The organism is Ensifer sp. Root31 (assembly GCF_001424825.1).
Classification (GTDB): Bacteria; Pseudomonadota; Alphaproteobacteria; order Rhizobiales; family Rhizobiaceae; genus Ensifer; species Ensifer canadensis.
Genome location: NZ_LMCO01000056.1, coordinates 119747 through 143111 on the forward strand (window position 1 = coordinate 119747; position 23365 = coordinate 143111).

The following is a 23365-nucleotide window of genomic DNA, read 5'->3' on the forward strand; positions in this document are numbered from 1 at the left end:
GAGCATTCTTTTATGGCACGTCAGTTCATCTATCATATGGCCGGGCTCAATAAGGCCTATGGCGCGAAGAAGGTCCTGGAGAACGTTCATCTGTCGTTCTATCCGGACGCGAAGATCGGTATCCTCGGCCCGAATGGTGCCGGTAAGTCGACGGTGCTGCGCATCATGGCCGGCCTCGACAAGGAATATACCGGCGAGGCCTGGATCGCCGAAGGTGCGACCATCGGCTACCTGCCGCAGGAGCCGCAGCTCGACCCGACCAAGACCGTGCTCGAAAACGCCATGGAAGGCGTTGCCGCCAAGACGGCGATCGTCGAGCGCTACAACGAGCTGATGATGAACTATTCCGACGAGACGGCGGAAGAGGGCGCAAAGCTTCAGGACATCATCGACAGCCAGAACCTGTGGGATCTCGAGAGCCAGGTCGAAATGGCCATGGAAGCGCTGCGCTGCCCGCCGGGTGATGCAGACGTCACAAGTCTTTCGGGCGGTGAAAAGCGCCGTATTGCGCTCTGCAAGCTGCTTCTGTCGCAGCCGGACCTGCTGCTGCTCGACGAACCGACCAACCACCTCGACGCCGAGACGATCGCCTGGCTCGAAAAGCACCTGCGCGAATATCCCGGCGCCGTGCTGATGATCACCCACGACCGCTACTTCCTCGACAACGTCACCGGCTGGATCCTCGAACTCGACCGCGGCCGCAGCATTCCCTACGAGGGCAACTATTCGGCCTACCTCATCGCCAAGGCCAAGCGCATGCAGCAGGAAGGCCGCGAAGAGGCTTCCCGCCAGAAGGCGATCGCCCGCGAGCAGGAATGGATCGCATCCAGCCCGAAGGCCCGTCAGGCCAAGTCCAAGGCGCGTATCCGCTCCTACGACGAACTGGTCAACGCCGCTGAAAACCAGCGTCCGGGCGACGCGCAGATCATCATCCCGGTCGGCGAGCGTCTCGGCCAGGTGGTCATTGAAATGGACGGCGTCACCAAGGGGTACGGCGACCGCCTACTCATCGACGGCCTGTCGCTGAAGCTGCCGCCGGGCGGCATCGTCGGCATCATCGGCCCGAACGGTGCCGGTAAGACGACGCTCTTCCGCATGATCACCGGCCAGGAACAGCCCGACAGCGGCTCGATCCGTATCGGCGAAACCGTGCACCTCGGCTATGTCGACCAGAGCCGCGACGCGCTCGACGGCAACAAGACCGTCTGGGAAGAAATCTCCGGTGGTGCCGAAGTCATCAAGCTCGGCAAATACGAGATGAACTCGCGCGCCTATTGCTCGACCTTCAACTTCAAGGGCGGCGACCAGCAGCAGAAGGTCGGCAATCTTTCGGGTGGTCAGCGCAACCGCGTTCACCTCGCCAAGATGCTGAAGAACGGCGGCAACGTGCTGCTGCTCGACGAACCGACCAACGACCTCGACACCGAGACGCTGGCGGCACTTGAAATCGCGCTGGAAAACTTCGCCGGTTGCGCCGTTATCATCAGCCACGATCGCATGTTCCTCGACCGTCTGGCGACCCACATCCTCTCCTTCGAAGGAGACAGCCAGGTCGAATGGTTCGAAGGCAACTTCGAAGACTACGAGAAGGACAAGATCCGTCGCCTCGGCCCGGATTCGGTCAACCCGAAGCGCGTCACCTACAAGCGCCTGACGCGCTAACACTCTGGCACGTCGCGTGAGCCTCGGCTTGCGCGACGTGCGCCCCGCTCAAAGCGTAGCGATTTCCAGGATTCGCTTGCTGCGCCGTAAGCTCTGGTTTTGCACATTTCGTTATCGCAAAACCGCAGCGCACCTTTGGGTGACGTGCTTTCAGCCCTGGCTCGGAAACGATTTAAGGGAGAAGGCATGCCACAGCTTTGACGTTGCGGCATCCTGCCCCGTCTCGTTTCGCGCCAGTCTCAGCCGCCTGCTTGCATATGTCGTATCCCGAACCGATGGCTGGTTCGGGCGATACGCTCTCCCGCCAACCATTCCATAGAATGCGTCATGGACGCTGCGGTGCGTGACCCTTGCCGCTGGCCCTCTCGTTGAAACCGCTTCTTTGGATGCGTCGTCCACATTGCGCTGCGTTGAGACTGTGGGCATCCGCGGTCAAGGGCGGGAGCGGGCCGCGAGGCGGAGAGCGCAGGGCAGGGTCAGTGGCACGCCACGCCGCAAAGGCATCGTCAACGGGCGGAGCGCAAGCTTCGCCCGTTTGCGTGTCGAAACGGTGGAAAATCCTGTTCCTGGAGCGGCATAGTTTGGTCTCTTCGCGCAAATCCGCTTGCGCTACATCCGCAAATCACATAAACATATCTTTATGTGTTGATGGGGAATGATATGGCGGATCAGAGAGAGCTTGGTCTCGACGCGCTGGTGGATGTGCTGAAGGCTGCGGGTGAGCCGACCCGCATGCGCCTTCTCGCGCTGCTTGCCGCTGGGGATCTCACCGTCACTGATCTTACCGAAATTCTCGGACAATCGCAGCCCCGCATTTCGAGGCACCTGAAGCTCCTGGCCGAGGTCGAACTCGTCGACCGCTATCAGGAAGGCGCCTGGGCCTATTTCCGCCTTCGCCAGGAGGGCGCCCGCGTGTCGCTGGTCAGGGCGATGCTTGCATCCGCCACCGGCGACGACGCAGTTCTGTCGCGCGATGCATCCCGGCTCGTCACCTTGAAGAAAGCGCGGGCCGAAAAGGCGCAGGCCTATTTCAGCCGCAACGCGGCCGGCTGGGACGAGCTTCGGCGCCTGCATGTCAGCGAGCGGGATGTGGAGACGGCACTGCGCGACATGGTTGGCGACGAGCCGGTCGAGAGCCTGCTGGATCTTGGCACCGGCACAGGGCGCATCCTGCAACTGTTCGAAGGGCTCTATCGGCGCGGCATCGGCATCGATGCCAGTCGCGACATGCTGGCCGTTGCCCGCTCCAATCTCGACCGCGCCGGCATCACCAAGGCGTCGATCCGCCACGGCGATATCTTCAACTTGCCGCTTGATGGCCAGTTCTTCGATCTCGTCACCATCCACCAGGTGCTGCATTTCCTCGATCAGCCGGAAGCGGCGATCGCTGAGGCGGCACGCATGCTGACGCCGGGCGGGCGGTTGGTGATCATCGATTTTGCGCCGCACGGGCTGGAGCACTTACGCGACGAGCATGCCCATGCGCGGCTTGGCTTCTCGCATCAGGCGATGACCGACTGGCTGGCAAAGGCCGGGCTCGCCCTGGAAAAGACGACCGATCTGTCGCCGGAAGGCACGGACGGAGGAAAACTGACGGTGACGATCTGGCTTGCGCGCGATCAGCGGGCCGTCGAGGAGAGCGAAGCGCCACATCAGCGCATGCAAGCAGGGGGAATTTGAGAATGACGGCACAGACGCTTTATCCCGCCGAGCGCGGCAATCTGCGGCTTTCCTTCGAATATTTCCCCCCCAAGACCGACGAGATGGAAGCACAGCTCTTTCAGACTGCGGAAGATCTCTCGGTCTTTTGTCCCGCCTTCGTCACTGTCACCTATGGGGCCGGCGGTTCGACCAAGGCGCGGTCTCTGACAACAGTCAGACGGATGATCGAGGAGAAGGGCTTTGCCAACACGGCCGCGCACCTGACCTGCGTCGGCGCGCCGAAGGCCGAGGTGGACACTGTTATCGACGAATTTCTCGCTTTCGGCGTTCGGCACTTCGTCGCATTGCGCGGCGATCCGCAGGGCGGCATCGGCAGCACCTATCAGCCCTTTCCCGGTGGTTACGAGAGCAGCTCCGACCTCGTGCGGGCGCTTCGCGATCGTGGTGACGTCGAAATCTCTGTGTCGTCCTATCCGGAAAAGCACCCGGAAAGCCCTGATGTGGCGGCTGACATCGACATGCTGAAGCGCAAGGTGGATGCGGGCGCGACGCGGGCGCTTACCCAGTTCTTCTTCGACAACGACGATTTCGAGCGCTACCTCGAGCGCGTCCGCCGGACCGGCATCGAGATCCCGATCGTGCCCGGCATCCTGCCGATCAACAATCTCGGTCAGGTGCAGAAGTTCGCCGGTCTTTGCGGCGCCAGCGTGCCGGAGGTGATCGTCACCCGCCTTTCGCATCTGGAAGGCCAGCCGGCCGAGCGCTTCAAGGAGGCGACGCATATTGCTGCCGAGCAGATCGTCGATCTTGCCCGCCGCGGCGTCAGGGACTTCCACCTCTATACGATGAACCGTTCGCCGCTGATCACGGCCGTCTGCGATCTCGTCGGGTTCGAGCGTGCGGACGAGGCGTCGCGGGGCGAGGATATCTCGCTGAAGGCGTTTGCCGGTGCGGCGGCGTAGAACGCAAAACAATCCGAAAAAGCGAAAGCGCATGAAGGTGTCCTTCATGCGCTTTCTTTTTTCCTGCAGCGTCGGGGCAGATTGCTCTTGTCGATCTAGCCCAAAAATTTCTGCCGCAAATTGGATTTCCGGAAAATTAAAGTCCCTATTTCGGTTTGGACTCTCAGCGGCCTGACTTCAGATGAAGAGCATTGTGGCCACGAATACGAACGCTGCACTAATCATGAGGACATTCAACGAATGTGTAAGTCCCATCGAAGACCCTCCTTGCGCTGACGGTTAAAACATAGGGCGAATTAACGGCGCTTGAAAGGGAAACTTGTGCTGCAGTGCGAAAACGCGTGATCCCAATTGCCTTGTCAACAGGGCTAATGTTTTGAAATTAAATCGCATTTTATGCCGCCACATTTTTTTCACAATCACTGCCGGAAGGTTAATGTAAACGCTTGTAACCGTGCGTGAGTGCTTCTAAAGGGCACGCTTTCTGCCGTATCCGGCTTGTTCGATTCCTCTTATGCGGCGCGCTTCATCCGCAAGATCCTGCCGTCCAAAACGGCAAGGCCGGCGGCAATCAGCGCCATACCGCCCACATCCGCTGGCTGCAGCGTCTCACCCAGAAAGAGATAGCCGAGCAGGATTGCGCTTGGCGGGACGAGAAGCGTGACCAGCGAGGCGTTGGTGGCGCCGGCTTCGCCCATGATGCGGAAGAACAGGATGTAGCCATAGGCGGTGGAGACGAGCGCCAGCGCCAGGATGGCAAGCGTCGCGTCAAGCGGCGGCATCGGCAGGGCCCAGGGCGTATCGACGAGGGCTGCGACCGGCAGCATCATCAGCGTCGAGGCGGTCAACTGGCCGGCAGCGGTGACCGGCGGGGCAAGGCCGCGAAAGCGCTTGCCATAGGTTGCCGCCAGGCCATAGCTGACGGCGGCAAGCACCGGCAGCATCAGCGCCCAGAGCGGCACGCTGCTGGCGTTGCCGAAAAGCCCGGCGATGGCGCTTGGCCCGATGAGCACGATGGTGCCGGCGAGGCCGAGCAAACAGCCGCCGATCTTGGCGGAGCTGAGTTTCTCGTCGTCGGTCGCCATGTTGGCGATGATCACGGTCCAGACCGGCGTGGTTGCATTCAGGATCGCCGCCAAGCCGGCGCCGATCTGGGTTTGCCCGAGAAAGATGAAGGCATGTGGGATGGCGTTGTTGATCAGGCCCATCAGCAGGAATTCGCGCCAGCGGCTGGCGAGCGCCTGATAGATGCCGAAACGCCTGCGGATGTAGAGATGCAGCGCCAGGGCGGCGAGGCCGAGCCTCAGGAACACCAGGGTGAACGGCGGCACGTGCGCGACGGCGACACGGGCAAAGAAGAACGATCCGCCCCAGATGAGCCCAAGCAGGGCGAGAAGCGCCCAGGTCCGCATCGTCATCTGCTGGCTGCCGGTCTGTCCTAGTGCGTTCATGGGTCTGCTCGCGCTTTCTGCGCGGCCGCTGTCGGTCAAATCGACCAGTCGGGATGCGCAATCGAATTGGGCGCTTTCTCCGCTGCATGCCTCCGGCGTCTGAAAGGCTGCATGAAAAGGCGTCACACAGATCTAGCGCGGCGCGTTGAAGTGCACCACCCACTTCTTGCCATCCGCGGTGCGCGAAAGCGCCAAGCATCGATGTCTACTGCATGTCTTTGTCCTTAAATCCTATTCGATTTAAGGACAAAGACATGCAGCAATTCAAAGTGCGACAGCGACCTTTGCGCGTCCAATAAGACGCGCGGCGCTGTAGGATCGTTCGATAAGGGAGAACGTCTGTCCACTTCGGCCGGTTTCGATCGAAGCGGACAGACGAATGGTCGCCCGGCCAAAATCCGGCCGGAAGATCGCGTTTACAGCGAGTTCAGCAGTTCCAGGGTTGCCCAGCCGTCGGCGGGACGGCCGAGACGCAGCTGTTCCTTCTGCAATGCTGCGCGGGTGCCCGAGCCGAGGATGCCGTCGACCTTGCCGACGTCGTGGCCAAGGGTCTGCAGCTTGGCCTGCAGCGCCTTCATGCCGGTGTCGTCGAGGCCCGGTTCCGGATTGCCGCCCTCATAGGTCGGGGCGCCGCCAAGGCGGGTCGCGAAATAGGCAGCCGAAGTCGTGTAGATGAACGACTGGTTCCACTCGAGATAGACGTTGAAGTTGGGGTAGGTGAGGAAGGCGACGCCCTTGCGGCCCTGCGGCAGCACCAGAGAGGCTTCGAGATTGCCGAAGGCGGTGTCACCGTTGCGCGGCTTGACGCCGAGCGCGAACCAGTCGCTCGCCTTCATGCCCGGCTGCAGGCCGGTCTTTTCCCAAGGCAACTGCTCGGGAACGCTGACTTCCTGGATCGCCGGCTGGCCGGCCTTGAAGCCAAGGCTCTGGATGAACTTTGCGGCGGTCAGGATTGCGTCCGGCGAGCTCTTCTTGAGATTGACGTGGCCGTCGCGATCGCCATCGACGCCATAGGCGATGATATCTTCGGGCAGCATCTGCACCTGGCCGATTTCGCCGGCCCAGGCGCCTGTCGTCGTTGCCGGGTCGAGGTCGCCGTGCTGAACCATCTCGATGGCGGCGATGAGCTGCGGGCGGAACATTTCCGGCCGGCGGCAGTCATGGGCAAGGGTCACCAGCGCATTGCGGGTGTTAAAGTCGCCCTGAACGGCGCCGAAGTCCGTCTCCATCGCCCAGAAGGCGGTGATGACGGGGGCCGGCACGCCGTATTCCTTTTCGGCACGGGCGAAGACGTCGGCATATTCCTTCATCTTCTGCGCGCCGATATCGAGCCGCGACTTGCTGACGGTGCGTTTGGAGAATTCGGTGAAGGTCTGCTTGAACACGCCCTGGGCGCGGTCGCGGCTCAGCACTTTCTGGTCGATGGCGGCACCGGCGAGCGCACGGTCGACGACGTCGGCCGGAACGCCCTTGGCGACCGCCTCCGCCTTGACGCCTTGCAGGAAGGCGCCAAGATCGCCGCCGCATGCCGGCGCTTGCGCGAGAACGGGGGAGGCTGTCAGCGCGAGGAGCGCGACGGATGCAAGAGCATGCCGGGCTTTGAGGATCATCATAATTCCTTTCTGTCGCCGCAGGGCGCGAAGCGCCGCCGCTGGCGGTCAATGTACCAAAGATGCAATCTGCTGCTGCTCTCTCAGAGCATTATGACGGAAAGAAGAAAATGGGTCGGTTTGCCGCGCTTCTGCACAGAACCGTGGCTGTCGTCATCCCGGCTTGGAAACGGCGGCGACCCAATTCTTCCAGTTCTTGGCCGAGCCGGCAAAGACGTTGATATCGGTGGTGCCGTCAATGCCCGGTATCACGCCGGTGCTGGTATATTGCCAGAATGCCCAGCGGCGCTCGACATAGACTTCGCCCGGATGCTTGGCGACGGAGCGAACCCAGAAGTGGTGCTCCTTGAACTGGTCGACGAGATTGTCGCGGTGGAAATCCACAGAGGTATAGATGATCGGCCGCTTGCCGTAATGGGCCTCCAGCCGGTCCATGAAGCGCTTCATCTCGACGCGGACCTCGTCCGGCGATGGGCGGTGGCGGCAGGTCTTGGATTCGCCGTTCCACTCGACGTCGAGGACCGGTGGCAGGTAGACGGCGCTCTTCGGCACATTGGCGATGAACCAGTTGGCCTGGGCATCCGCGGTCGAGCAGAAATAGTAGAAGTGATAGGGCGCATAGGGAATGCCGGCGGCGCGAGCGCGCTGCCAATATTCGTTGAAGCGCGTATCCACCCTGTCCTTGCCTTCCGTCGCCTTGATGAAGGCGAACGAGACGCCGGAATTCTTCACCTTCATCCAGTCGATATCGCCGTTCCATTTGGAGATGTCGATGCCGTGGATGTTGTGGTGGTGCGGCGTGCGGCCACCGAAATCCTGCGGGTCGGTATCGCTGAAGCGCGGCGGGATCGATGCGGTCTGCAACAGATCGTAGTCGGTCGACGAACAGGCGGAAAGGAGAGTGGCAATGGGCAGCAGTGCCAGAAGAAGCCGGCGCATGGAGGTCCTGTTTCGAAACGAACGACGATCCTGCCTCACACGATGGCTTTCATGATGGTGATGTCCCCCAGTGAGGCGTGAACCTCATTTTCACCATATCATCGTAAAAATTGAGTTAGCTCAAGCGGGAATTGCGGCAGCACTTCGGTCGCCAAGCCGTGCAGCGGCCGGATTTGTCACTGACGCCGCTGTTACGGCCGGGCGGTGGTAGACCGCAAGCCAGGCATAACCCCGGCCGATGGCCCGGCGCTCGAGCTGTGCGCCGTCGCGTCTTGCCCGCTCTCCCAGCACCTCGAACAGTGTTTCGCGCGGGGTCACATGGAAGCGCGTCAGCCAGCCGCGCAGCAGGCGGCGGAAGCTTGCCGGCAGCCGCTCCTGCTGGCCGAAATCGGCAATATGCAGCGAGCCGCCGGGGTTCAGCGCGTCGATCGCCGCTTCGATCGCGCCCTGCCAGTCCGGTATCATTGACAGGGAGTAGGAGATGACAATCCGGTCGAAACCGGTTTCGCCGAAAAGCTGGGGCTGGAAGCTGGTGGCGTCGGCGATGCGCAGCGTGGCCGCCGAACTGCCGCGGCGGCTGAGCTTGGTTTCCGCCGAGGCCAGCATCTCCGCGGAGATGTCGAGGCCGAAGAGCCGGGCCTTGGGAAAGCACGTTCCGATGAGCGCGAGGTTGCGCCCCGTGCCGCACCCGACTTCGAGCACGGAGGCGCCCGCGCCCGCGTTCAGCTCGCGGATCAGCGTGTCGCGGCCGAAGAGATAATACTTCCGCGTCAGATCGTAGACGTGCCTTTGATAGCGATACATTTGGTCCATGCGCCGCTGGTGGCTGATCTCGGCGTGCTCCACCCCGCTCATGCTTTCTTCCGGTAGATGTGGAAGCCGCCATAGATGGCCGAGCGATCGGCGTTGCCGAGCTTCAGCGATGTCTCGGCATCATAGTGCCACTGCTCCATCAAAGCCGTGGAGAGGCGGCCGGGAAGGATGCTCTCTTCAGCGGCCGTGCGGAAGATCACTGTCGCGGCTGCGTCTGCGGTGCGGGTGATCTCGGTCCAGAGATCGTTCAACTGCTGGTCGTTCATCCAGTCCTGGGCGTCGAGCAGCACGTAGCGGTCGACCGATCCTGCCGGCTTCTTCGCCAGAAGCTCGGTGAAATTGGCGTGGTGGACCTCGACGCATTCGGCACGATCGCGGACCGTCTCGTAGTTGCCGGCATGCAGGTAGGCCGGAAGCTCGCCTTCGTGCGGCAGGGGATAGCGGCGTGCGAAGGCCTGCCAGGCGAAGTAGTTTTCCTTGAGCGGGAAATGACAGGTCAGCTTTTCCAGGCGGTGGCGAAGCACGGAGGCAAGCGACTTGTCGTTGCTCAGGCTCGCCAGCTCGTCGAACTGCTGCGGCGGGATGCCGAGGCCGAACAGCGAGCTCTTCTGGCTGGTGATCCAGCGAATGAACGGGCGCTCGAACAGCGGCGCCAGTCGCGTGTCGAAGAACTGGCGCTGCTCGCGCATGGAGCTGGCCTGGACGAACTCTTCCGGATTGACGCCATGCAGTCGCGCCAGGATGTGGCTTGCGGCGATGAAGCGGCCAAGCAGGCCGGTGCGATAGATGTTGCGGCCGAAGACGCCGATGCGCCGGCGCCCGGTGACGCTGCGGCCGTTCCAGTAGCTGCGGGTGGCCTGATCGACCTTCGGGGCGATGAACAGGTCGAAGGCCTGCACGTTCGATGGCGTGCCCTGCGTTGCCAGGAACCGGATAACGTCCTTGTGAGCAGGCAGATGGCGGAAGGCTGCAAGCTTCAGCCGGTTGAGCGCGATGTGGTGCGGATTGAGATCGACCACGTCGATGCGACCAGGGCCGGCGGACAGGTAGGTCAGCATGTTGCAGCCGCCGGAACCGATGGTGACGATGCGGTGTCCAGGGCGAAGCTGCATTGCTTCCATGTCGACGATTGGGTCTTCCCAGATCTGCGGATAGACGAGGCCGGAGAAGAGCAGGCCAAACAGGCGCTCGGACAGGCCGGCAAGCGAAAGGGTCTTGTGTTGCAGGAGGGCGTTTTTTAGCTTGGGATTTTTTCTGCCAAAGCCGACGTCAGGGGCAAGTTCGGTCATCTCTGCCGCTCATCCAGTTGAAACTTAGCCGCTTCTAAAGTGACTCGGCTACACTTTGATGACGGGTTTTTTCACAGCTGCTGCGCCGCACAAAAAATGCCGACTACGATTTTTCACCCATAAGAATTCATTAAACCCTGGCGTGCTAGCTCCTCCCTATATTCGGGGGGCGTCGACATGATGTTAAGAACGTTTCTGCCGAAGCCCGAGCAGCGATTTGCAGCTGCCGGCACGGCACTGGGGGCACTGTTTCCAGCGATCTGGCTGACCACGGAAACGTTGTTCACGGATGGATCCTTTACACATTGGAATTTTTCCGGAGCACTTGCGGCGGGCGTCATGCCCTTCGTCGCCGGTGCCTCTTTCTACCGCTGGTCCTATTCACGACGGCTGGAGCGCGAGTTGCGCGCCGCGCGCCGCGCCGAGCGGCGGCTGCGCAACGAGGTTCACCGCGACCGGTTGACCGGGCTTGAAAACCGCTCGGCGCTGGAGGCCGATGTGCTTCGCGCGCTTCGCTCCGATGGCACGGCATTCGAGCGCAGGCCGCTGCTGCTCATCGACCTCGACCGGTTCAAGGCGGTCAACGACACGATGGGCCATGATGCCGGTGACCGGTTGCTGAGCGGCATCGGCACTCGGCTGCGGCGGGCGTTTTCCGGCGAGGCGACGGTCTATCGGCTCGGTGGCGACGAATTCGTGCTGCTTGGTCCGGGTTCTCCGTCGGATGCCGAGGTCGCGGCGCTTGCCGGCCGGGTGAAGGCGCTGTTCGACGCGCCGTTCGATCTTTCGGACGGCCAAGTGGCATCCGGCTGCAGCATCGGCGTTACGTTCCTGGAACCAGGCGACCTGTCGACCGGCTCCGTGTTGAAGCGGGCGGACCTGGCGCTCTACGAAGCCAAGGAAATGCGCGGTAACAGCCATGTCATCTACGCGCCGCACCTTGCGCGAGCCGCGGAAATGCGCGCCGAGGCCGAGCGCGACCTTGCCCGCGCGGTCGCCCAGCGGGAATTCTTTCTGGAATACATGCCGATCGCCGGTGCAGCGAGCGGCGCCATCCGCGGCTTCGAAGCATTGCTGCGCTGGCTGCACCCGGTCCGCGGCGTCATCGACATGGAGGCTTTTGTTGAGCCGCTCGAACAGGGAGCACTGGCACTCTCGGTCGGCAACTGGGCCCTTCGGCAGGCCTGCAGGCAGGCGGCGAGCTGGCCATCGCCCGTCGGCCTGACGGTGGCACCCCTCGCGCTGCAACTGCGGGATCGCGATTTCCTCGGCCATATCAAGGCGTGCCTGGACGAGGCGGGACTGGCGCCCGGCCGGCTGACGATCGAGGTGGCAGAAGCGTCCTCGACCGGCGATATGGGGCTGATCAGTGAAAATCTGCACGGTCTGCGTGCGCTCGGCGTGCGCATCGCGCTGAGCGGTGGCGCTGCTGCCTCGCTGCCGCTCAACCTTGTCGGGGAGCTTAAGCCGGACCAACTGACTGTGGATTTGCCGGCGATCCGCAGGTCGCATGGCAGCGAGCGCAGCGTCGCGCTGCTCGCCTGCCTCGTCAAGACAGGGCAGGTGCTGCGGCTGCCGATGGCGGTGCGCGGCATCGCCAGGGAAAGCGAAATGGACTGCGCCCGCACCGCAGGCGCTGTAGAAGCCTGGGGGCCATGGATATCCCCGGCATTGCCCGCGCGCGACCTCTCAGCCCTGTTGCGCGATAGGGACGGCGAAGACGCCCGTCGGCTCGCATAAAGGCAAGGGCTTTTCCTTTCGTTCAAATGCTGCTTCTCTCTCTCGCGTCAGACGGGAGAATGCGATGGCACGCGTATTGAAAACTGTCGGGGCTGCTGTTGTCGTGGCCATTGCCTGCGTCGGTGGGTGGCTGGCCGTGGCGCCGCCGGGGCTGCTGAAGGTCGGCGATGGCTACGCCGCCAAGATCGTCTGCTCGAATGTCTTCATCGCCGGGCGTGACGGGCAGGCGGTGCTTGCCGACGACGTCCAGGCGCCGGGCCATCCGTTGTTGAAATTCATCAGCGTCTCGGTCGACCGGGAGAAGCGGCTGGTGTCTGCCCGCATCTTCGGCTTTGCCGCCCCGGCCCATGCGGTCTATCGCCCAGGGCTCGGCTGCGCCAACGTTTCCGACGACGATCTCGCTGCCCTGGCTCCAGCGGTGGAGCCGTCGACGCCTGACATCGCCCGATCGGCCGATGTCTCCTGGCCGGACGGCGACAAGGCGGATATCGATCCGGCCGTTCAGGCATTGATCGAGGATGGCAACCTTGCCGGTCCTGGCATGCGCGCGATCTCGGTGGTGCGCGACGGACATCTGATTGCCGAGACCTACGGCGCGGGCTTTAATCGCTCGACGCCGCTTCTCGGCTGGTCGATGACCAAATCGGTGACATCAGCGCTGATCGGCATGCGCGTCGCCGAAGGGCACATGGACGTGACGCGCGCCGGCCTGCTGCCGGAATGGAGCGGCGACGCGCGCGCCAAGATCAGGCTTGCCGACCTCATGGGAATGGAGAGCGGCCTCGAGTTCAACGAGGGCTACGGCAATGTCAGCGATGTAACGCGCATGCTCTATCTCGAAAGGGACATGGCGGGCTTCGCCGCAGCCAAGCCGGCGACATCGAAGCCGGGCTCGACCTTCAGCTATTCCAGCGGCACGAGCACGCTGTTGTCGCGGCTCTGGATGCAAAGCTTCGACGACCCCGCCGCAGCGCTTGCCTATCCGCGCGATGCCCTGTTCCTGCCGCTCGGGATGACGAGTGCGGTGCTCGAGACCGATGCCAGCGGCACCTTTGTCGGATCGTCCTACATGTATGCAACGGCGCGCGACTGGGCGCGTTTTGCGCAATTCCTGCTTCAGGACGGCAACTGGAAGGGTAGGGGGCTGTTGCCTAGGGATTATGTCGCTTTCATGCGGACGCCGACCAAGGCATCCGGCGGCGAATATGGCGCGGGCCAGGTGTGGCTGCAGGAGAATGGGGTTCGCGCCGGCACAGGCGTCTTTCCTGCCGATGCCTTCTGGATGCTCGGGCATGACGGGCAGGCGATCTTGCTGGTGCCTTCGCTTCGCCTTGCGGTCGTGCGCCTGGGGCTGACGCCGTCACGCGGTGGTTACGACGTGCAGCAGCTCAACGCCAAAATAATAGAGGCGCTCGATTGAGCGCCTCCTGAAACGTTCACCAAAACGATCCGGCGTCGTTATTTCATGCCGAGTTCTTCGAGCAGGCCCTTGCGCTTGGCGTGGTAGTAATAGCCGCTGGCATAGAGCTTGACCGCGCCGTCGTGCTTGTTGTCGGCAACCATCCAGGCGCCGTGCAGGTACTTGGTCGCATACATCAGGTTGGTTTCCGCATCGAACAGGCCTTCGGCCGGGCCTTCGTAGCCGAGCCCCTTGGCGGTGTTGTAGCGGATCTGCATCAGACCGTAATTGCCCTTGCTGTAGGCGCGCGGGTTGTAGTTGCTCTCGCGCTTGACGACGCGGTGCACGAGCTCGACGGGAATGCCGTTGAGGTCGGCGTAATGCTTGATGAGCTTGTCGAGTTCCGGGCGCGAGCTGGTCGGCGCCTTGGTCAGCTTCATCGAATCGGGAATGACGCTGGCAACGGCGGCGACGCTCGAACCGATCACGCCCATCTTCGGCTTTTCGGTGGGCACGATCATGCGGTTGGCGACGAGCGTTTCGAGGCCGACGGGCTCGCCGGTGTCGAAGTCCGATTCCATCGCGGCAGCAACGGCAAGCGTCGAAACGGGAAGATCCTGGACGCGGCTCGTCTTCGGCGAGACGAGGGCGGATGCGCTTTCCGGCAGGACAGCGGCATTGGCAGAAGCTGCTACCGGCGTCGCCATGGCGACGGCCTGCGCTGCGCCCGGCTTGCCGCCGGGAACGGCGACGACCGTCGGTGCCGGACCGGCGGCCTGCGCGAGATCAGTGCCGACGGGAAAGGTGGTTGCCATGCCGGCCGTTTGTGCCGACAGGGCAGCGGATGCCGCGGTTGCCGCGCCATCCGGTGTCGGAAGGGCATAGGCCGTCATTTCGGTGCCGGGTTTTGCAAGCGGGGTGACCGTCTGCACGGCCGTAAGCTCTTCCACCGAGGTATGCTCGACAGTCGAGCACCCGGAGACGAGTGTCGCCGACAGAATAGCTGCCACGCCAAACGTCTGTTTTGAAAGGGAAATACGGAATTTCGGCATGCTGTCACTTTCGTGCTTCTGGGCCCCGCAGCCCCGGCAAATCAACGGCGATTAGCCGCCATGCGTGAATCTCCATTAACCCATGGGGCGTCGCGCAGCAAGCGCACGAGCGAATTTCAGGCCGACGCCCGCTTCATGGTTGCCGTCAGAAGCCCGGCGCCGATGAGCAGCGAGCCGCCCGTGCGGTTGACGATCCGCCTGATATTCGGCTTCGAAATCGTGCTTTTGGCGGCGGTCGCAAGCGCTGCATAGAGGCTTGCGTTGAGGATGGCGAGCGTCAGGAACGTTACCTCGAAAATCGCCATCTGGGTAAAGAGCGGCTGCGACAGATCGAGGAACTGCGGCAGGAAGGCGACGAAGAAGACGATGCTCTTCGGGTTGAGTGCGGTGACGGCATAGGCATGGAAAAAGATGCGCAGCGGCCGTTCCTTGGCGGGCGCATGCTCACCGGTACCTTCGCTTCCGGCAACCGGTGCCCGCCAGAGCTGGATGCCGAGCCAGACGAGATAGGCGGCCCCCACCCATTTCAACACGGTGAAGACCGCAGCGGAGGTGGCGAGCAGTGCGCCGAGCCCGAGCATCGATGCGGTCATGGCGGTGAAATCACCGAGCGCCACGCCGGCAACCGTCGCGCCCGCCGTCTTGCGGCCATGGCCGAGCGCATAGGAAATGACGAGCAATATGGTCGGGCTGGGAATGGCGAGCAGCACTGCAGAGGCAGCGGCAAAGGCAAACCAGTGTTCGAACGACATGAAAAAGGCTCCGCGCTTGAGGGCTTTCCGAGACTGATCTCGGGAGGGAGCCACCAAGGCGCGGAGCCGTCAACTGTTAATCAGAGATCTCTGATCAGTCTTCCGCCTGCCACTTCTGGCCAATGACATCCATGACGTTGCCGAACCACTTCGTCGAGGTGTCGAAGTGCTTGCCGCCCTTGATGCGCGGGAACTCGATGGTGCGCAGCTTGCCGCCCTGATCCTCGTCGTGGCCGGTGACGCCGGAGACCTTGTTAAGCGCGCTTTCGACCGCCAGGTCGACCATGCTCTGGATCAGGCGGAGATCGTCGACGTTTGCCGGCGCGGAGCGGGCGTAGTAGCCCGACTTCTGCACCATCGACCGCTCGGCGCCGAGAAGGGCCGCGAACTGCTTGGAGAACCAGTTGCCGACATTGATGGTGTCGATCTTCACGTGGCCGAAGGCGTCGCGCTTGACGGTTTCGCCGGCAGCTTCCCGCTCAGCGACGATCGCGTCGAGGCAGGCGCCTTCGCTGACGAACAGCGTGACGAAGCCCGAGTGGTTCATGACGGCGCGCAGCCGCTCGGCCTCGGCCTCGAGGTCGAACTTGATCTCGGGCAGGTAGAGGCCGTCGATGTTCTTCAGCTGCTTGTTCATCATGAAGCCGTCGACGAACTGCTTGTCCTCAGTCATCTGGACATAGGAGCGGGCGGTTGCCGCCGTCAGCCAGCCGCAGTGACGGCCCATGACTTCATGGACGACGAGCGTGCGCGGGGCAGCGCTCTGTTCGTTGCTGACATGATCGAAGAAGCGGGCGCCATGTTCGGCGGCCGTCCAGGCGCCGAGTGACTGGCGGATCGGCACCACGTCGTTGTCGACCGTCTTCGGCAGGCCGACGACCGTCAGGTCGTAGCCATTGGCGCCGAGATAGGCGGCAAGGTCGGCGGCGGTGGTGTTGGTGTCGTCGCCACCGATCGTGTGCAGGATGCCGATGCCGTCGGAGGCGAGGCGCTCGGCAGCGACGCGCAGCGGGTTTTCACCCTCCTTGACCAGGCCGCGCTTGACGCAGTCGGCAGCGTTGGTGAGCTTGACGCGGCTGTTGCCGATCGGTGAGCCGCCGTGGCGGTGCAGGATATGCGCATTTTCGCGCATGTCCCTGGTGATCTCGATGCGGTCGCCAAGCAGCACGCCCTGGTAGCCGGAGCGGTAGGCCACCAGCTCGTAGTCGGGCGCGATGTCGGTGTAGCGTTCGATCAGGCCACCAACGGCGGATGACAGGCAAGGCGCCAGCCCGCCGGCCGTCAGCATTGCGACTTTCTTCTTGGCCATGTTTCCTCCTCGGGATTCGGCATGCAATTGGTGGGGCCTCTCTAGCGTAAATCCGATGGAAGTTAAATGACAGGTCTGTGGATGTCCGGTCGGCAAGTGCTTGGGTTTTGTCGCCTCGGTCTCGAAAACGACCGTGGACATGATGCCGCGCAAACCGCGGCGGCAAGAGGCAGGCTCGGCGCCAACCCGCTGTGGGGCAGGGGGTTGAGCCTCTTCCCGAAGGTGCTGACCTGTTCCCCAGGGAACAGATGGGAACCCTCGCGCTGGCGCAACGTTACCGCAACGGATTGACAATAGTGAGGGGCCATCACAAATTCGTCATTCCCGTGGTTCGCCGCAGGCCACCGCTTGCAATTTGCCACCACAATAGTCCATGCTATAGGCTGGAGAGACAGGAAAATCGTGCATGTCATTCTGGGATAGCCTCCTCAAAATCGTCACCGCCACCGGCAACGCACTTGCCGGTGTGGTCGAGGCCGTGCGCACACTGTTCGAAGGCGACCCGGAAACCCGGCGCAAGGTGGCTTTCTCCGTGGCGATGATCGCGCTTTCGGCCAAGATGGCGAAGGCCGACGGCGTCGTGACCGAGGCGGAGGTCTCGGCCTTTCGCGATATCTTCGAGTTTCCCGCCGATCAGGCCCAGAATGTTGCCCGTCTCTATAACCTCGCGCGCCAGGACGTCGCCGGTTTCGAAGCCTATGCCGAGAAGATGGCGTCGCTCTGCTCGTCCTGCGAGAGCAATTGCCCGATCCTGGAAGACATCATCGACGGGTTGTTCCACATCGCCAAGTCCGACGGCGCGGTGCATGAAAAGGAACTGGCCTTCCTGATGCGGGTCGCCGAGATCTTCCACATGGACGAAGCGCATTTCGAACGGATCATGGCGCGCCACGTGCACAGCGACGGCCGCGATCCCTATCAGGTGCTCGGCGTTTCGCCCAAGGACGACTTTGCTAAGATCCGCAAGCACTACCGCGTGCTGGTGTCCGAGAACCATCCGGACATGCTGGTTGCGCGTGGCGTGCCGCAAGAGTTCCATGCGATCGCCAATGACCGCATGGCCGCGCTGAACGCCGCCTATGAGGCGATCGAGAGAGAACGCCGCGCCGCATGACGTCGAAATACTGCGACTACTCGGGTGCACGTTTCATGCCGTCGCCCAACTTCGGCGACCGTGCGGATGCGCGGGTGCCCGATATGATCGTGCTTCACTACACTGGGATGCCGACGGCGAAATCTGCGCTCGAATGGCTGTGCCGCCAGGAAAGCCAGGTTTCGAGCCACTATTTCGTCCACGAGGACGGTCGCGTCGACCAGCTCGTGCCGGAGACGCTGCGGGCCTGGCATGCGGGCAAAAGCTTCTGGAAGGGCGAGACGGACATCAATTCCTGCTCGATCGGCATCGAGATCGCCAACGCCGGTCACCCCGGCGGGCTACCGGATTTTCCCGAAAAACAGATCGCTGCGGTCGTCGAATTGTGTCGGGACTGTGGCGAACGGTGGTCGATCGCCCCGGAACGGGTCCTCGCACACAGCGATATTGCGCCAATTCGCAAGGTCGATCCGGGTGAAAAATTTCCGTGGGATCGCCTGCATCGCGAGGGCGTCGGGCACTGGGTGGAGCCGGCGCCGATCGGCGGCGGTCGCTTTTTTCAGCGCGGCGATCACGGCCAACCGGTCGAGGCGATCCAGTCCATGCTGTCGCTCTATGGTTACGGCATTGAAGTCACTGGCGAATTCTGCGAAAAAACCGAGGGCGCCGTCGCCGCCTTCCAACGGCATTTTCGCCAGGAAAGGGTCGACGGCATCGCCGATATCTCGACCCTCGATACGTTGCACCGTCTGCTTGCGGGACTACCGCAGTTTGGTGCCTGACGCGCAAAATTTTTGCGTGCTAAATTAGCTTTCCCGGTCTTTTGTCGCACAAATTTGCTGCGTTGCCACATGTTTACCATGATGCGGCATTCATTTGCCGCTGATTGGAACTGCAGGGAACGTCAGGGCGCAACGCTCATTTCCTGTCAATGAAACGATCGGGAAGTGAGGCTTGAACGGCGGGGTGCGCCGTGCCGCCCATTCCCCAGACCGGAGACTTCAAACTACATGAGAATATCGTCTGTTGCTGCGGTGGCGGCATGCTTTGGCATGTTCTTCGCCGGGATTGGTACGTCGTATGCGGGGAATATCGACAAGACCATCAAGACCTCATCCCTCAAGTCAGTTACACGGACGACAGGTTACCCGAAACCGGAAATCTTAGAAGGCACGCAGTACACAATCCTGATCCAGTCCTACGCCAAGCAGTACGGCGTTCCGGCGGACCTGGCCCATGCGGTGGTCAAGGTCGAAAGCAATTTCAATGCCATGGCGCGCGGCAGTGCCGGCGAAATCGGCCTGATGCAGATCAAGCCGGCGACGGCGCGCATGATGGGCTATTCCGGCTCCTCCAAGGGTCTCTACGATCCCGAAACGAACATCAAGTTCGGCATGAAGTATCTTGCTGTGGCGCATGAGCTTTCCGGCGGCACCACCTGCGGCACCATCCTGAAGTACAATGCCGGCCACGCTGCCAAGCGCATGAACCCGGTCTCCAAGCGTTACTGCGGCAAGGTCCAGAGCATCATCGACTAAGTGATGCCGTCCGTATGGCGCGCACCAGGTCGTGCGCGCAAAGCATGTTTTACAGCGCCGCGCGTCTTATTAGACGCGCAAAGGTCGCTGTAGCACTTTAAACTTGCTGCATAATTTCGTCCTTAATCGGATCCGATTTAAGGAATTATGCAGTAAGGGGCATTGTATTCTATCGAATACCGAGCATCATCCGCTGACCGTCCTTGAGCGGTGGCAGATGCTCCAGCCGGACAGGTCTCGCGTTCCGGCGAACTTCGAAATGTGATGCCCCCGCAGTGTCATAACTGCACTGACATGCTATCTCCGCCTGATCGAGATGATGGGGACGGACATGTCGGAAAGCTTTGATTTCATCATTGTCGGCAAGGGCATGATGGGGGCGGCCGCAGCACGGTACCTGGCGCTTTCCGGCGCACGGGTGGCCTTGGTCGGGCCGGACGAGCCCAGCGACTGGGCCAATCACGGCGGCGTCTTTTCCAGCCATTACGACAATGCCCGAATCACCCGCACGATCGACGACGATCCCGTCTGGGCGCGTCTCGCCAAGCGTTCCATCGACCGTTACAGAGAGATCGCCGGGCAAAGCGGCATCGATTTCTATGCGGAAGTCGGCTGCCTGATCGCCGGCCCGGCGCCGGGCGGAAGCTACGACTATATCGAGAAGGTCGCCAAGGCTCGCGACGCGCTCGGCGTCGAGGCGCCGCTTCTGGACGAAGATGCACTGTCCGAACGCTTTGCCTGGTTCCGTTTCCCCCAGGGCTTTGCCGGCATCCACGAGGCGCAAGGGGCCGGCTACATCAATCCACATGCGCTCGTTCTGGCGCAGACGATCTGTGCGGAAAAGGCCGGCGCCCGGATTGTCCGCAGCGAAGTGGCGTCCGTATCCGAGGCCGGCGACCGCGTCGTCGTCACGACGACAGAGGGCGCAACACTCACTGCGGGACGCGTGATCGTTGCCGCCGGCGGGTTTTCCCTTTCCGACACGCTTCTTCCCCGACCGATCGACCTCGTCGTCAAGGCGCGCACCGTGTTCTTCGCGGAGGTCGCGGCTGACGATCTGCCAACCTATGACCATATGCCATCGCTGATCGGTGCGTCGCCGGAGCAGGCGAAGAGCTACTACCTGCTGCCGCCGGTCGCCTATGCCGACGGCAAGCATTACATCAAGATCGGCGGCGATCCGACCGACCGCATTCTCAAGAGCGAGCCCGAGGTGCGGGCGTGGTTCCGGGGCAGCGCCGGCGCCGGAGCAGCGGAACACATGGGCGGATTGCTCGCCGAGGTGATGCCCGGCTTCAAGCCCGCTTCGACGCATTTCCGCCCCTGCGTGACGTCGTTCACCCGCCACGGCTTTCCCTATATCGGCTTTGCCGGCGGCGATCGTATTGCCGTCGTCACGGGTGGTAACGGCCAGGCGGCGAAAAGCTCCGACGAGATCGGTCGGCTTGGCGCCAAGCTGGTGATGGATGGTCGGATCGACGATCCGGCCTATGAAACGGATTTCGCCGTCTCGTTCCGCTAAGCACTGAAGTAAAAGTGTGGCGGCGTGCCAAAGCCGAAACGTCGAGATCGCCGTTTTTCTCTGGCGCTCGGCTTCCCGGTCGGTTAAGGACCGCCTGCCAGTTGGCCGGGCAGCCGCGCTCCGCAAGTGCCGAAAGGCCGCGGGGGGAGGAAAGTCCGGGCTCCACGGAAATACGGTGCCGGATAACGTCCGGCGAGGGCGACCTCAGGGAAAGTGCCACAGAAAGCAAACCGCTCCGCTTGCGGAGTAAGGGTGAAAGGGTGGGGTAAGAGCCCACCGCGGACATGGCGACATGGACGGCACGGCAAACCCCACCGGGAGCAAGACCGAATAGGGATGACGCGGGCGCGCAAGCGTCCAGCCTGTTTCCGGGCCAGTCATCCGGGTGGGTTGCAAGAGGCTGCGTGCAAACGTAGTCCCAGATGAATGGCTGCCACGTTCCGTTGTCTTCGGGCAATGGGGCCATACAGAACCCGGCTTACAGGCCAACTGGCGATTTCTTCCTTCTATAGCGCCGCGCGTCTTGTTAGACGCGCAAAGGTCGCGGTAGCACTTCGAATTGCTGCATGTATCCTTAAATCGAATACGATTTAAGGATACATGCAGTAGACGGCGATGCTCTTAGCAGCAGCGAGGCTTTGGGCAGCGCAAGTTCGGCTGACGTCCTTTGCTCTTTGTGCCAGCTAGGACGCGAAAACCATGGCCGCAGCGCCGTCCGCCCGCTTGGCTGCAATCTTGCTGATATTCCGATTTCCCAACGATTTGAAGCCGTTTGGCCGTCGCATTGCGAGGCATCGGGGGTGCTTTCGTAACCCTTCGTTAAACTTAACAACCTATCAATATTTGATCAGCTACCCAGCTGTTCAAGAGCCAATCCCATTGACGCCCATATGGTCCCATGATATCCCATAATGGTACTGCGCAAGGGCCGCGTCGTGGCCCGTCATCGCAAAACTCCAGTGTCTCCCGGCTTCGGGAGATGGGCGGACATGTTGGTGTCCGGCGGGGGCGTTTTGTGGGTGTGGTCGAGTGTTCCCGCGGGTCGATGATAATGGCCCGTCAGTCTTGGGCGGCCGTTTCGCGTCATGAACCGCTTCTTGTCAAATGCTACCAATCGGATCGATGCAAAGGGGCGGGTGTCCGTGCCTTCGGCGTTTCGTTCCGTGCTGTCGGATGGAGGCGTTCGAGAGCTATACTGCTTCCAGGATTTCGTCTTTCCGGCGATCAGCGTCGGTGGGCCGGAGCTCCTGGATCGGTTCGAGAGGCAGATGGCGGCCGAGGATCCTTTTTCTCCGGCGGCCAACGAGATGTCGCTGCTCGTTCACGGGGGCGGGGTCTTCGTCAAGCTCGATCCGGAAGGTCGGTTGATGGTGACGGATTTCATCCGCGACTTCACCGGTATCTCGACCGACGTGATGTTCGTCGGGCGGGGCGATTATTTTCAGCTCTGGGAGCCGCAGGCCTTTGCAAAGGCGCAAGCGGCGGCCCGGGAAGGGCGCAAATCACGGGGGTTGCGTCCGGAATAGAATGGAGAGGCGGAATGGTGACGGAACAAGGCGGAGGAACTTCTGAAGCCGATGGCGGACCGGTCCGTCACATTCCCGTCCTCCTGAGCGAGGTTCTCGCGGCGCTCGATCCGGCCCCCGGCAAGGTCATTCTCGACGGCACGTTTGGTGCCGGCGGTTATGCATCCGCCATCCTCGATGCTGGCGCCGATGTGATCGCGCTCGATCGCGATCCGACGGCGATCGCCGCGGGCCAGTCGATGGCTGCGGCCGCGGGTGGTAAGCTCAAGCTCATTCACTCCCGTTTTTCGCAGCTCGCCGAGCATGCGCCCGCCGGCAGTCTCGACGGCGTGGTGCTCGATATCGGCGTGTCGTCGATGCAGATCGACGAGGCCGAGCGCGGCTTCTCCTTCCAGAAGAAGGGCCCGCTCGACATGCGCATGTCGGCAGCCGGCGTTTCTGCCGCCGACGTCGTCAACCGGGCCAAGGTTTCCGATCTCATCCGCATCTTCGGTTTCCTCGGCGAGGAAAAGCAGTCGGGCCGCATCGCCCGCGCCATCGAAAAGCGCCGGGCCGAAACGCCGTTCGAAACCACCCGCGATCTCGCCGGGTTGATCGAAATCGTCACTCCGCGCAAGGCCAAGGACAAGATCCATCCGGCAACCCGCGTCTTCCAGGCGCTGCGCATCTTCGTCAACGATGAACTCGGCGAACTCGCCCAGGCGCTTTTTGCCGCCGAGCGGGCGCTGAAGCCGGGCGGCCGTCTCGTGGTCGTCACCTTCCATTCGCTCGAAGACCGGATCGTCAAGGCTTTCTTCCAGGATCGCTCGGGCAAGGCTGCGGGTTCGCGCCATCTGCCACTGGTGACCGCGCGTGCGGCAACCTTCACACCAGTTGGAAAGCCTATGGTGGCCGCCAGCGAGGAAGAAGCGTCCCTCAATCCGCGCGCCCGGTCTGCCAAGCTCAGAGCCGGTATCCGCACGGAAGCGCCATCGCCGGGAAACGATCTATCCATTTTCAATCTGCCGGAACTGGCGAGCCTTGCACGGTTGGGGGGCTGAGAGAGA

19 protein-coding genes and 1 other RNA gene are annotated in these 23365 nt (G+C 62.3%); 12 read left to right on the plus strand and 8 right to left on the minus strand.

The features are described 5' to 3' along the window. Positions 1 to 12 precede the first annotated feature (12 nt). The 3 genes from ettA to metF all read left to right on the plus strand — a co-directional run bounded on the left by ettA (position 13) and on the right by metF (position 4286). Positions 13 to 1662 carry an energy-dependent translational throttle protein EttA gene (gene ettA, locus ASD00_RS32090; RefSeq protein WP_025427752.1) on the plus strand — a complete coding sequence of 550 codons (1650 nt, stop codon included), beginning with the start codon at positions 13 to 15 and terminating at the stop codon, positions 1660 to 1662. 660 nt (positions 1663 to 2322) lie between these two features. Continuing rightward, positions 2323 to 3342, plus strand: coding sequence for a metalloregulator ArsR/SmtB family transcription factor (locus ASD00_RS32095; protein WP_057211113.1), 1020 nt, complete (start codon positions 2323 to 2325; stop codon positions 3340 to 3342). A 2-nt stretch (positions 3343 to 3344) separates the two neighbouring features. Further along, positions 3345 to 4286, plus strand: coding sequence for a methylenetetrahydrofolate reductase [NAD(P)H] (gene metF, locus ASD00_RS32100; protein WP_025427750.1), 942 nt, complete (start codon positions 3345 to 3347; stop codon positions 4284 to 4286). Positions 4287 to 4798: 512 nt separating this feature from the next. On the opposite strand, the gene ASD00_RS32105 is transcribed toward metF, so the two are convergent. The 5 genes from ASD00_RS32105 to ASD00_RS32125 all read right to left on the minus strand — a co-directional run bounded on the left by ASD00_RS32105 (position 4799) and on the right by ASD00_RS32125 (position 10388). Then, positions 4799 to 5737: a DMT family transporter gene (locus tag ASD00_RS32105; protein ID WP_025427749.1), complete on the minus strand. Its 939-nt coding sequence runs from the start codon at positions 5735 to 5737 to the stop codon at positions 4799 to 4801. A 416-nt stretch (positions 5738 to 6153) separates the two neighbouring features. Continuing rightward, complete coding sequence (locus tag ASD00_RS32110) at positions 6154 to 7347, minus strand: lytic murein transglycosylase (RefSeq protein ID WP_025427748.1); 1194 nt, start codon at positions 7345 to 7347, stop codon at positions 6154 to 6156. Positions 7348 to 7500: 153 nt separating this feature from the next. After that, positions 7501 to 8286 carry a glycoside hydrolase family 25 protein gene (locus ASD00_RS32115; RefSeq protein ID WP_025427747.1) on the minus strand — a complete coding sequence of 262 codons (786 nt, stop codon included), beginning with the start codon at positions 8284 to 8286 and terminating at the stop codon, positions 7501 to 7503. Between the two features lie 120 nt (positions 8287 to 8406). Next, positions 8407 to 9141 carry a class I SAM-dependent methyltransferase gene (locus tag ASD00_RS32120; protein WP_025427746.1) on the minus strand — a complete coding sequence of 245 codons (735 nt, stop codon included), beginning with the start codon at positions 9139 to 9141 and terminating at the stop codon, positions 8407 to 8409. Beyond that, positions 9138 to 10388 (minus strand): DUF3419 family protein, encoded by a 1251-nt coding sequence (locus ASD00_RS32125; protein ID WP_025427745.1) that lies wholly within the window; start codon positions 10386 to 10388, stop codon positions 9138 to 9140. The genes ASD00_RS32120 and ASD00_RS32125 overlap by 4 nt, the downstream gene beginning before the upstream one ends. A gap of 177 nt (positions 10389 to 10565) precedes the next feature. Between ASD00_RS32125 and ASD00_RS32130 the strand changes: the two genes are divergently transcribed. Both ASD00_RS32130 and ASD00_RS32135 read left to right on the plus strand, forming a co-directional pair. Further along, positions 10566 to 12128, plus strand: coding sequence for an EAL domain-containing protein (locus ASD00_RS32130; RefSeq protein WP_057211114.1), 1563 nt, complete (start codon positions 10566 to 10568; stop codon positions 12126 to 12128). A gap of 64 nt (positions 12129 to 12192) precedes the next feature. Then, the gene (locus tag ASD00_RS32135) at positions 12193 to 13548 is read left to right on the plus strand and encodes a serine hydrolase (RefSeq protein ID WP_057211116.1); all 1356 of its coding nucleotides are present in this window, start codon (positions 12193 to 12195) and stop codon (positions 13546 to 13548) included. A gap of 38 nt (positions 13549 to 13586) precedes the next feature. Here ASD00_RS32135 and ASD00_RS32140 read toward each other — a convergent pair whose 3' ends face one another. From ASD00_RS32140 to ASD00_RS32150, 3 genes are all read right to left on the minus strand, one after another. Beyond that, a complete protein-coding gene (locus tag ASD00_RS32140; protein WP_057211119.1) occupies positions 13587 to 14579 on the minus strand; it encodes a lytic transglycosylase domain-containing protein in 993 nt (330 codons plus the stop codon). A 116-nt stretch (positions 14580 to 14695) separates the two neighbouring features. Beyond that, entirely contained in the window at positions 14696 to 15331 is a 636-nt protein-coding gene (locus ASD00_RS32145) for a LysE family translocator (protein ID WP_025427742.1), read from the minus strand. Positions 15332 to 15425: 94 nt separating this feature from the next. After that, positions 15426 to 16640 carry a pyrophosphate--fructose-6-phosphate 1-phosphotransferase gene (locus ASD00_RS32150; RefSeq protein ID WP_025427741.1) on the minus strand — a complete coding sequence of 405 codons (1215 nt, stop codon included), beginning with the start codon at positions 16638 to 16640 and terminating at the stop codon, positions 15426 to 15428. A 406-nt stretch (positions 16641 to 17046) separates the two neighbouring features. Between ASD00_RS32150 and ASD00_RS32155 the strand changes: the two genes are divergently transcribed. The 7 genes from ASD00_RS32155 to rsmH all read left to right on the plus strand — a co-directional run bounded on the left by ASD00_RS32155 (position 17047) and on the right by rsmH (position 23359). Next, positions 17047 to 17754: a DnaJ family molecular chaperone gene (locus tag ASD00_RS32155; RefSeq protein WP_025427740.1), complete on the plus strand. Its 708-nt coding sequence runs from the start codon at positions 17047 to 17049 to the stop codon at positions 17752 to 17754. Continuing rightward, the gene (locus ASD00_RS32160; protein ID WP_025427739.1) at positions 17751 to 18515 is read left to right on the plus strand and encodes an N-acetylmuramoyl-L-alanine amidase; all 765 of its coding nucleotides are present in this window, start codon (positions 17751 to 17753) and stop codon (positions 18513 to 18515) included. Before ASD00_RS32155 ends, ASD00_RS32160 begins: the two co-directional genes overlap by 4 nt. Before the next feature lie 228 nt (positions 18516 to 18743). Continuing rightward, positions 18744 to 19271: a transglycosylase SLT domain-containing protein gene (locus ASD00_RS32165; RefSeq protein ID WP_025427738.1), complete on the plus strand. Its 528-nt coding sequence runs from the start codon at positions 18744 to 18746 to the stop codon at positions 19269 to 19271. 331 nt (positions 19272 to 19602) lie between these two features. After that, a complete protein-coding gene (locus ASD00_RS32170) occupies positions 19603 to 20793 on the plus strand; it encodes an FAD-binding oxidoreductase (RefSeq protein WP_025427737.1) in 1191 nt (396 codons plus the stop codon). A gap of 97 nt (positions 20794 to 20890) precedes the next feature. Beyond that, an RNA gene (gene rnpB / locus ASD00_RS32910) (RNase P RNA component class A) lies at positions 20891 to 21290 on the plus strand. Positions 21291 to 21878: 588 nt separating this feature from the next. Beyond that, positions 21879 to 22319: a division/cell wall cluster transcriptional repressor MraZ gene (mraZ, locus tag ASD00_RS32175; protein ID WP_025427736.1), complete on the plus strand. Its 441-nt coding sequence runs from the start codon at positions 21879 to 21881 to the stop codon at positions 22317 to 22319. Positions 22320 to 22333: 14 nt separating this feature from the next. Then, positions 22334 to 23359 carry a 16S rRNA (cytosine(1402)-N(4))-methyltransferase RsmH gene (rsmH, locus tag ASD00_RS32180; protein WP_025427735.1) on the plus strand — a complete coding sequence of 342 codons (1026 nt, stop codon included), beginning with the start codon at positions 22334 to 22336 and terminating at the stop codon, positions 23357 to 23359. Positions 23360 to 23365 lie beyond the last annotated feature (6 nt).

Bases quoted from the DNA above. Each gene is read 5' to 3' on its own strand.
- ettA (WP_025427752.1), top strand. From the start codon at position 13: ATGGCACGTCAGTTCATCTATCATATGGCCGGGCTCAATAAGGCCTAT.
- ASD00_RS32095 (WP_057211113.1), top strand. From the start codon at position 2,323: ATGGCGGATCAGAGAGAGCTTGGTCTCGACGCGCTGGTGGATGTGCTG.
- metF (WP_025427750.1), top strand. From the start codon at position 3,345: ATGACGGCACAGACGCTTTATCCCGCCGAGCGCGGCAATCTGCGGCTT.
- ASD00_RS32105 (WP_025427749.1), bottom strand. From the start codon at position 5,737: ATGAACGCACTAGGACAGACCGGCAGCCAGCAGATGACGATGCGGACC.
- ASD00_RS32110 (WP_025427748.1), bottom strand. From the start codon at position 7,347: ATGATCCTCAAAGCCCGGCATGCTCTTGCATCCGTCGCGCTCCTCGCG.
- ASD00_RS32115 (WP_025427747.1), bottom strand. From the start codon at position 8,286: ATGCGCCGGCTTCTTCTGGCACTGCTGCCCATTGCCACTCTCCTTTCC.
- ASD00_RS32120 (WP_025427746.1), bottom strand. From the start codon at position 9,141: ATGAGCGGGGTGGAGCACGCCGAGATCAGCCACCAGCGGCGCATGGAC.
- ASD00_RS32125 (WP_025427745.1), bottom strand. From the start codon at position 10,388: ATGACCGAACTTGCCCCTGACGTCGGCTTTGGCAGAAAAAATCCCAAG.
- ASD00_RS32130 (WP_057211114.1), top strand. From the start codon at position 10,566: ATGATGTTAAGAACGTTTCTGCCGAAGCCCGAGCAGCGATTTGCAGCT.
- ASD00_RS32135 (WP_057211116.1), top strand. From the start codon at position 12,193: ATGGCACGCGTATTGAAAACTGTCGGGGCTGCTGTTGTCGTGGCCATT.
- ASD00_RS32140 (WP_057211119.1), bottom strand. From the start codon at position 14,579: ATGCCGAAATTCCGTATTTCCCTTTCAAAACAGACGTTTGGCGTGGCA.
- ASD00_RS32145 (WP_025427742.1), bottom strand. From the start codon at position 15,331: ATGTCGTTCGAACACTGGTTTGCCTTTGCCGCTGCCTCTGCAGTGCTG.
- ASD00_RS32150 (WP_025427741.1), bottom strand. From the start codon at position 16,640: ATGGCCAAGAAGAAAGTCGCAATGCTGACGGCCGGCGGGCTGGCGCCT.
- ASD00_RS32155 (WP_025427740.1), top strand. From the start codon at position 17,047: ATGTCATTCTGGGATAGCCTCCTCAAAATCGTCACCGCCACCGGCAAC.
- ASD00_RS32160 (WP_025427739.1), top strand. From the start codon at position 17,751: ATGACGTCGAAATACTGCGACTACTCGGGTGCACGTTTCATGCCGTCG.
- ASD00_RS32165 (WP_025427738.1), top strand. From the start codon at position 18,744: ATGAGAATATCGTCTGTTGCTGCGGTGGCGGCATGCTTTGGCATGTTC.
- ASD00_RS32170 (WP_025427737.1), top strand. From the start codon at position 19,603: ATGTCGGAAAGCTTTGATTTCATCATTGTCGGCAAGGGCATGATGGGG.
- mraZ (WP_025427736.1), top strand. From the start codon at position 21,879: ATGAACCGCTTCTTGTCAAATGCTACCAATCGGATCGATGCAAAGGGG.
- rsmH (WP_025427735.1), top strand. From the start codon at position 22,334: ATGGTGACGGAACAAGGCGGAGGAACTTCTGAAGCCGATGGCGGACCG.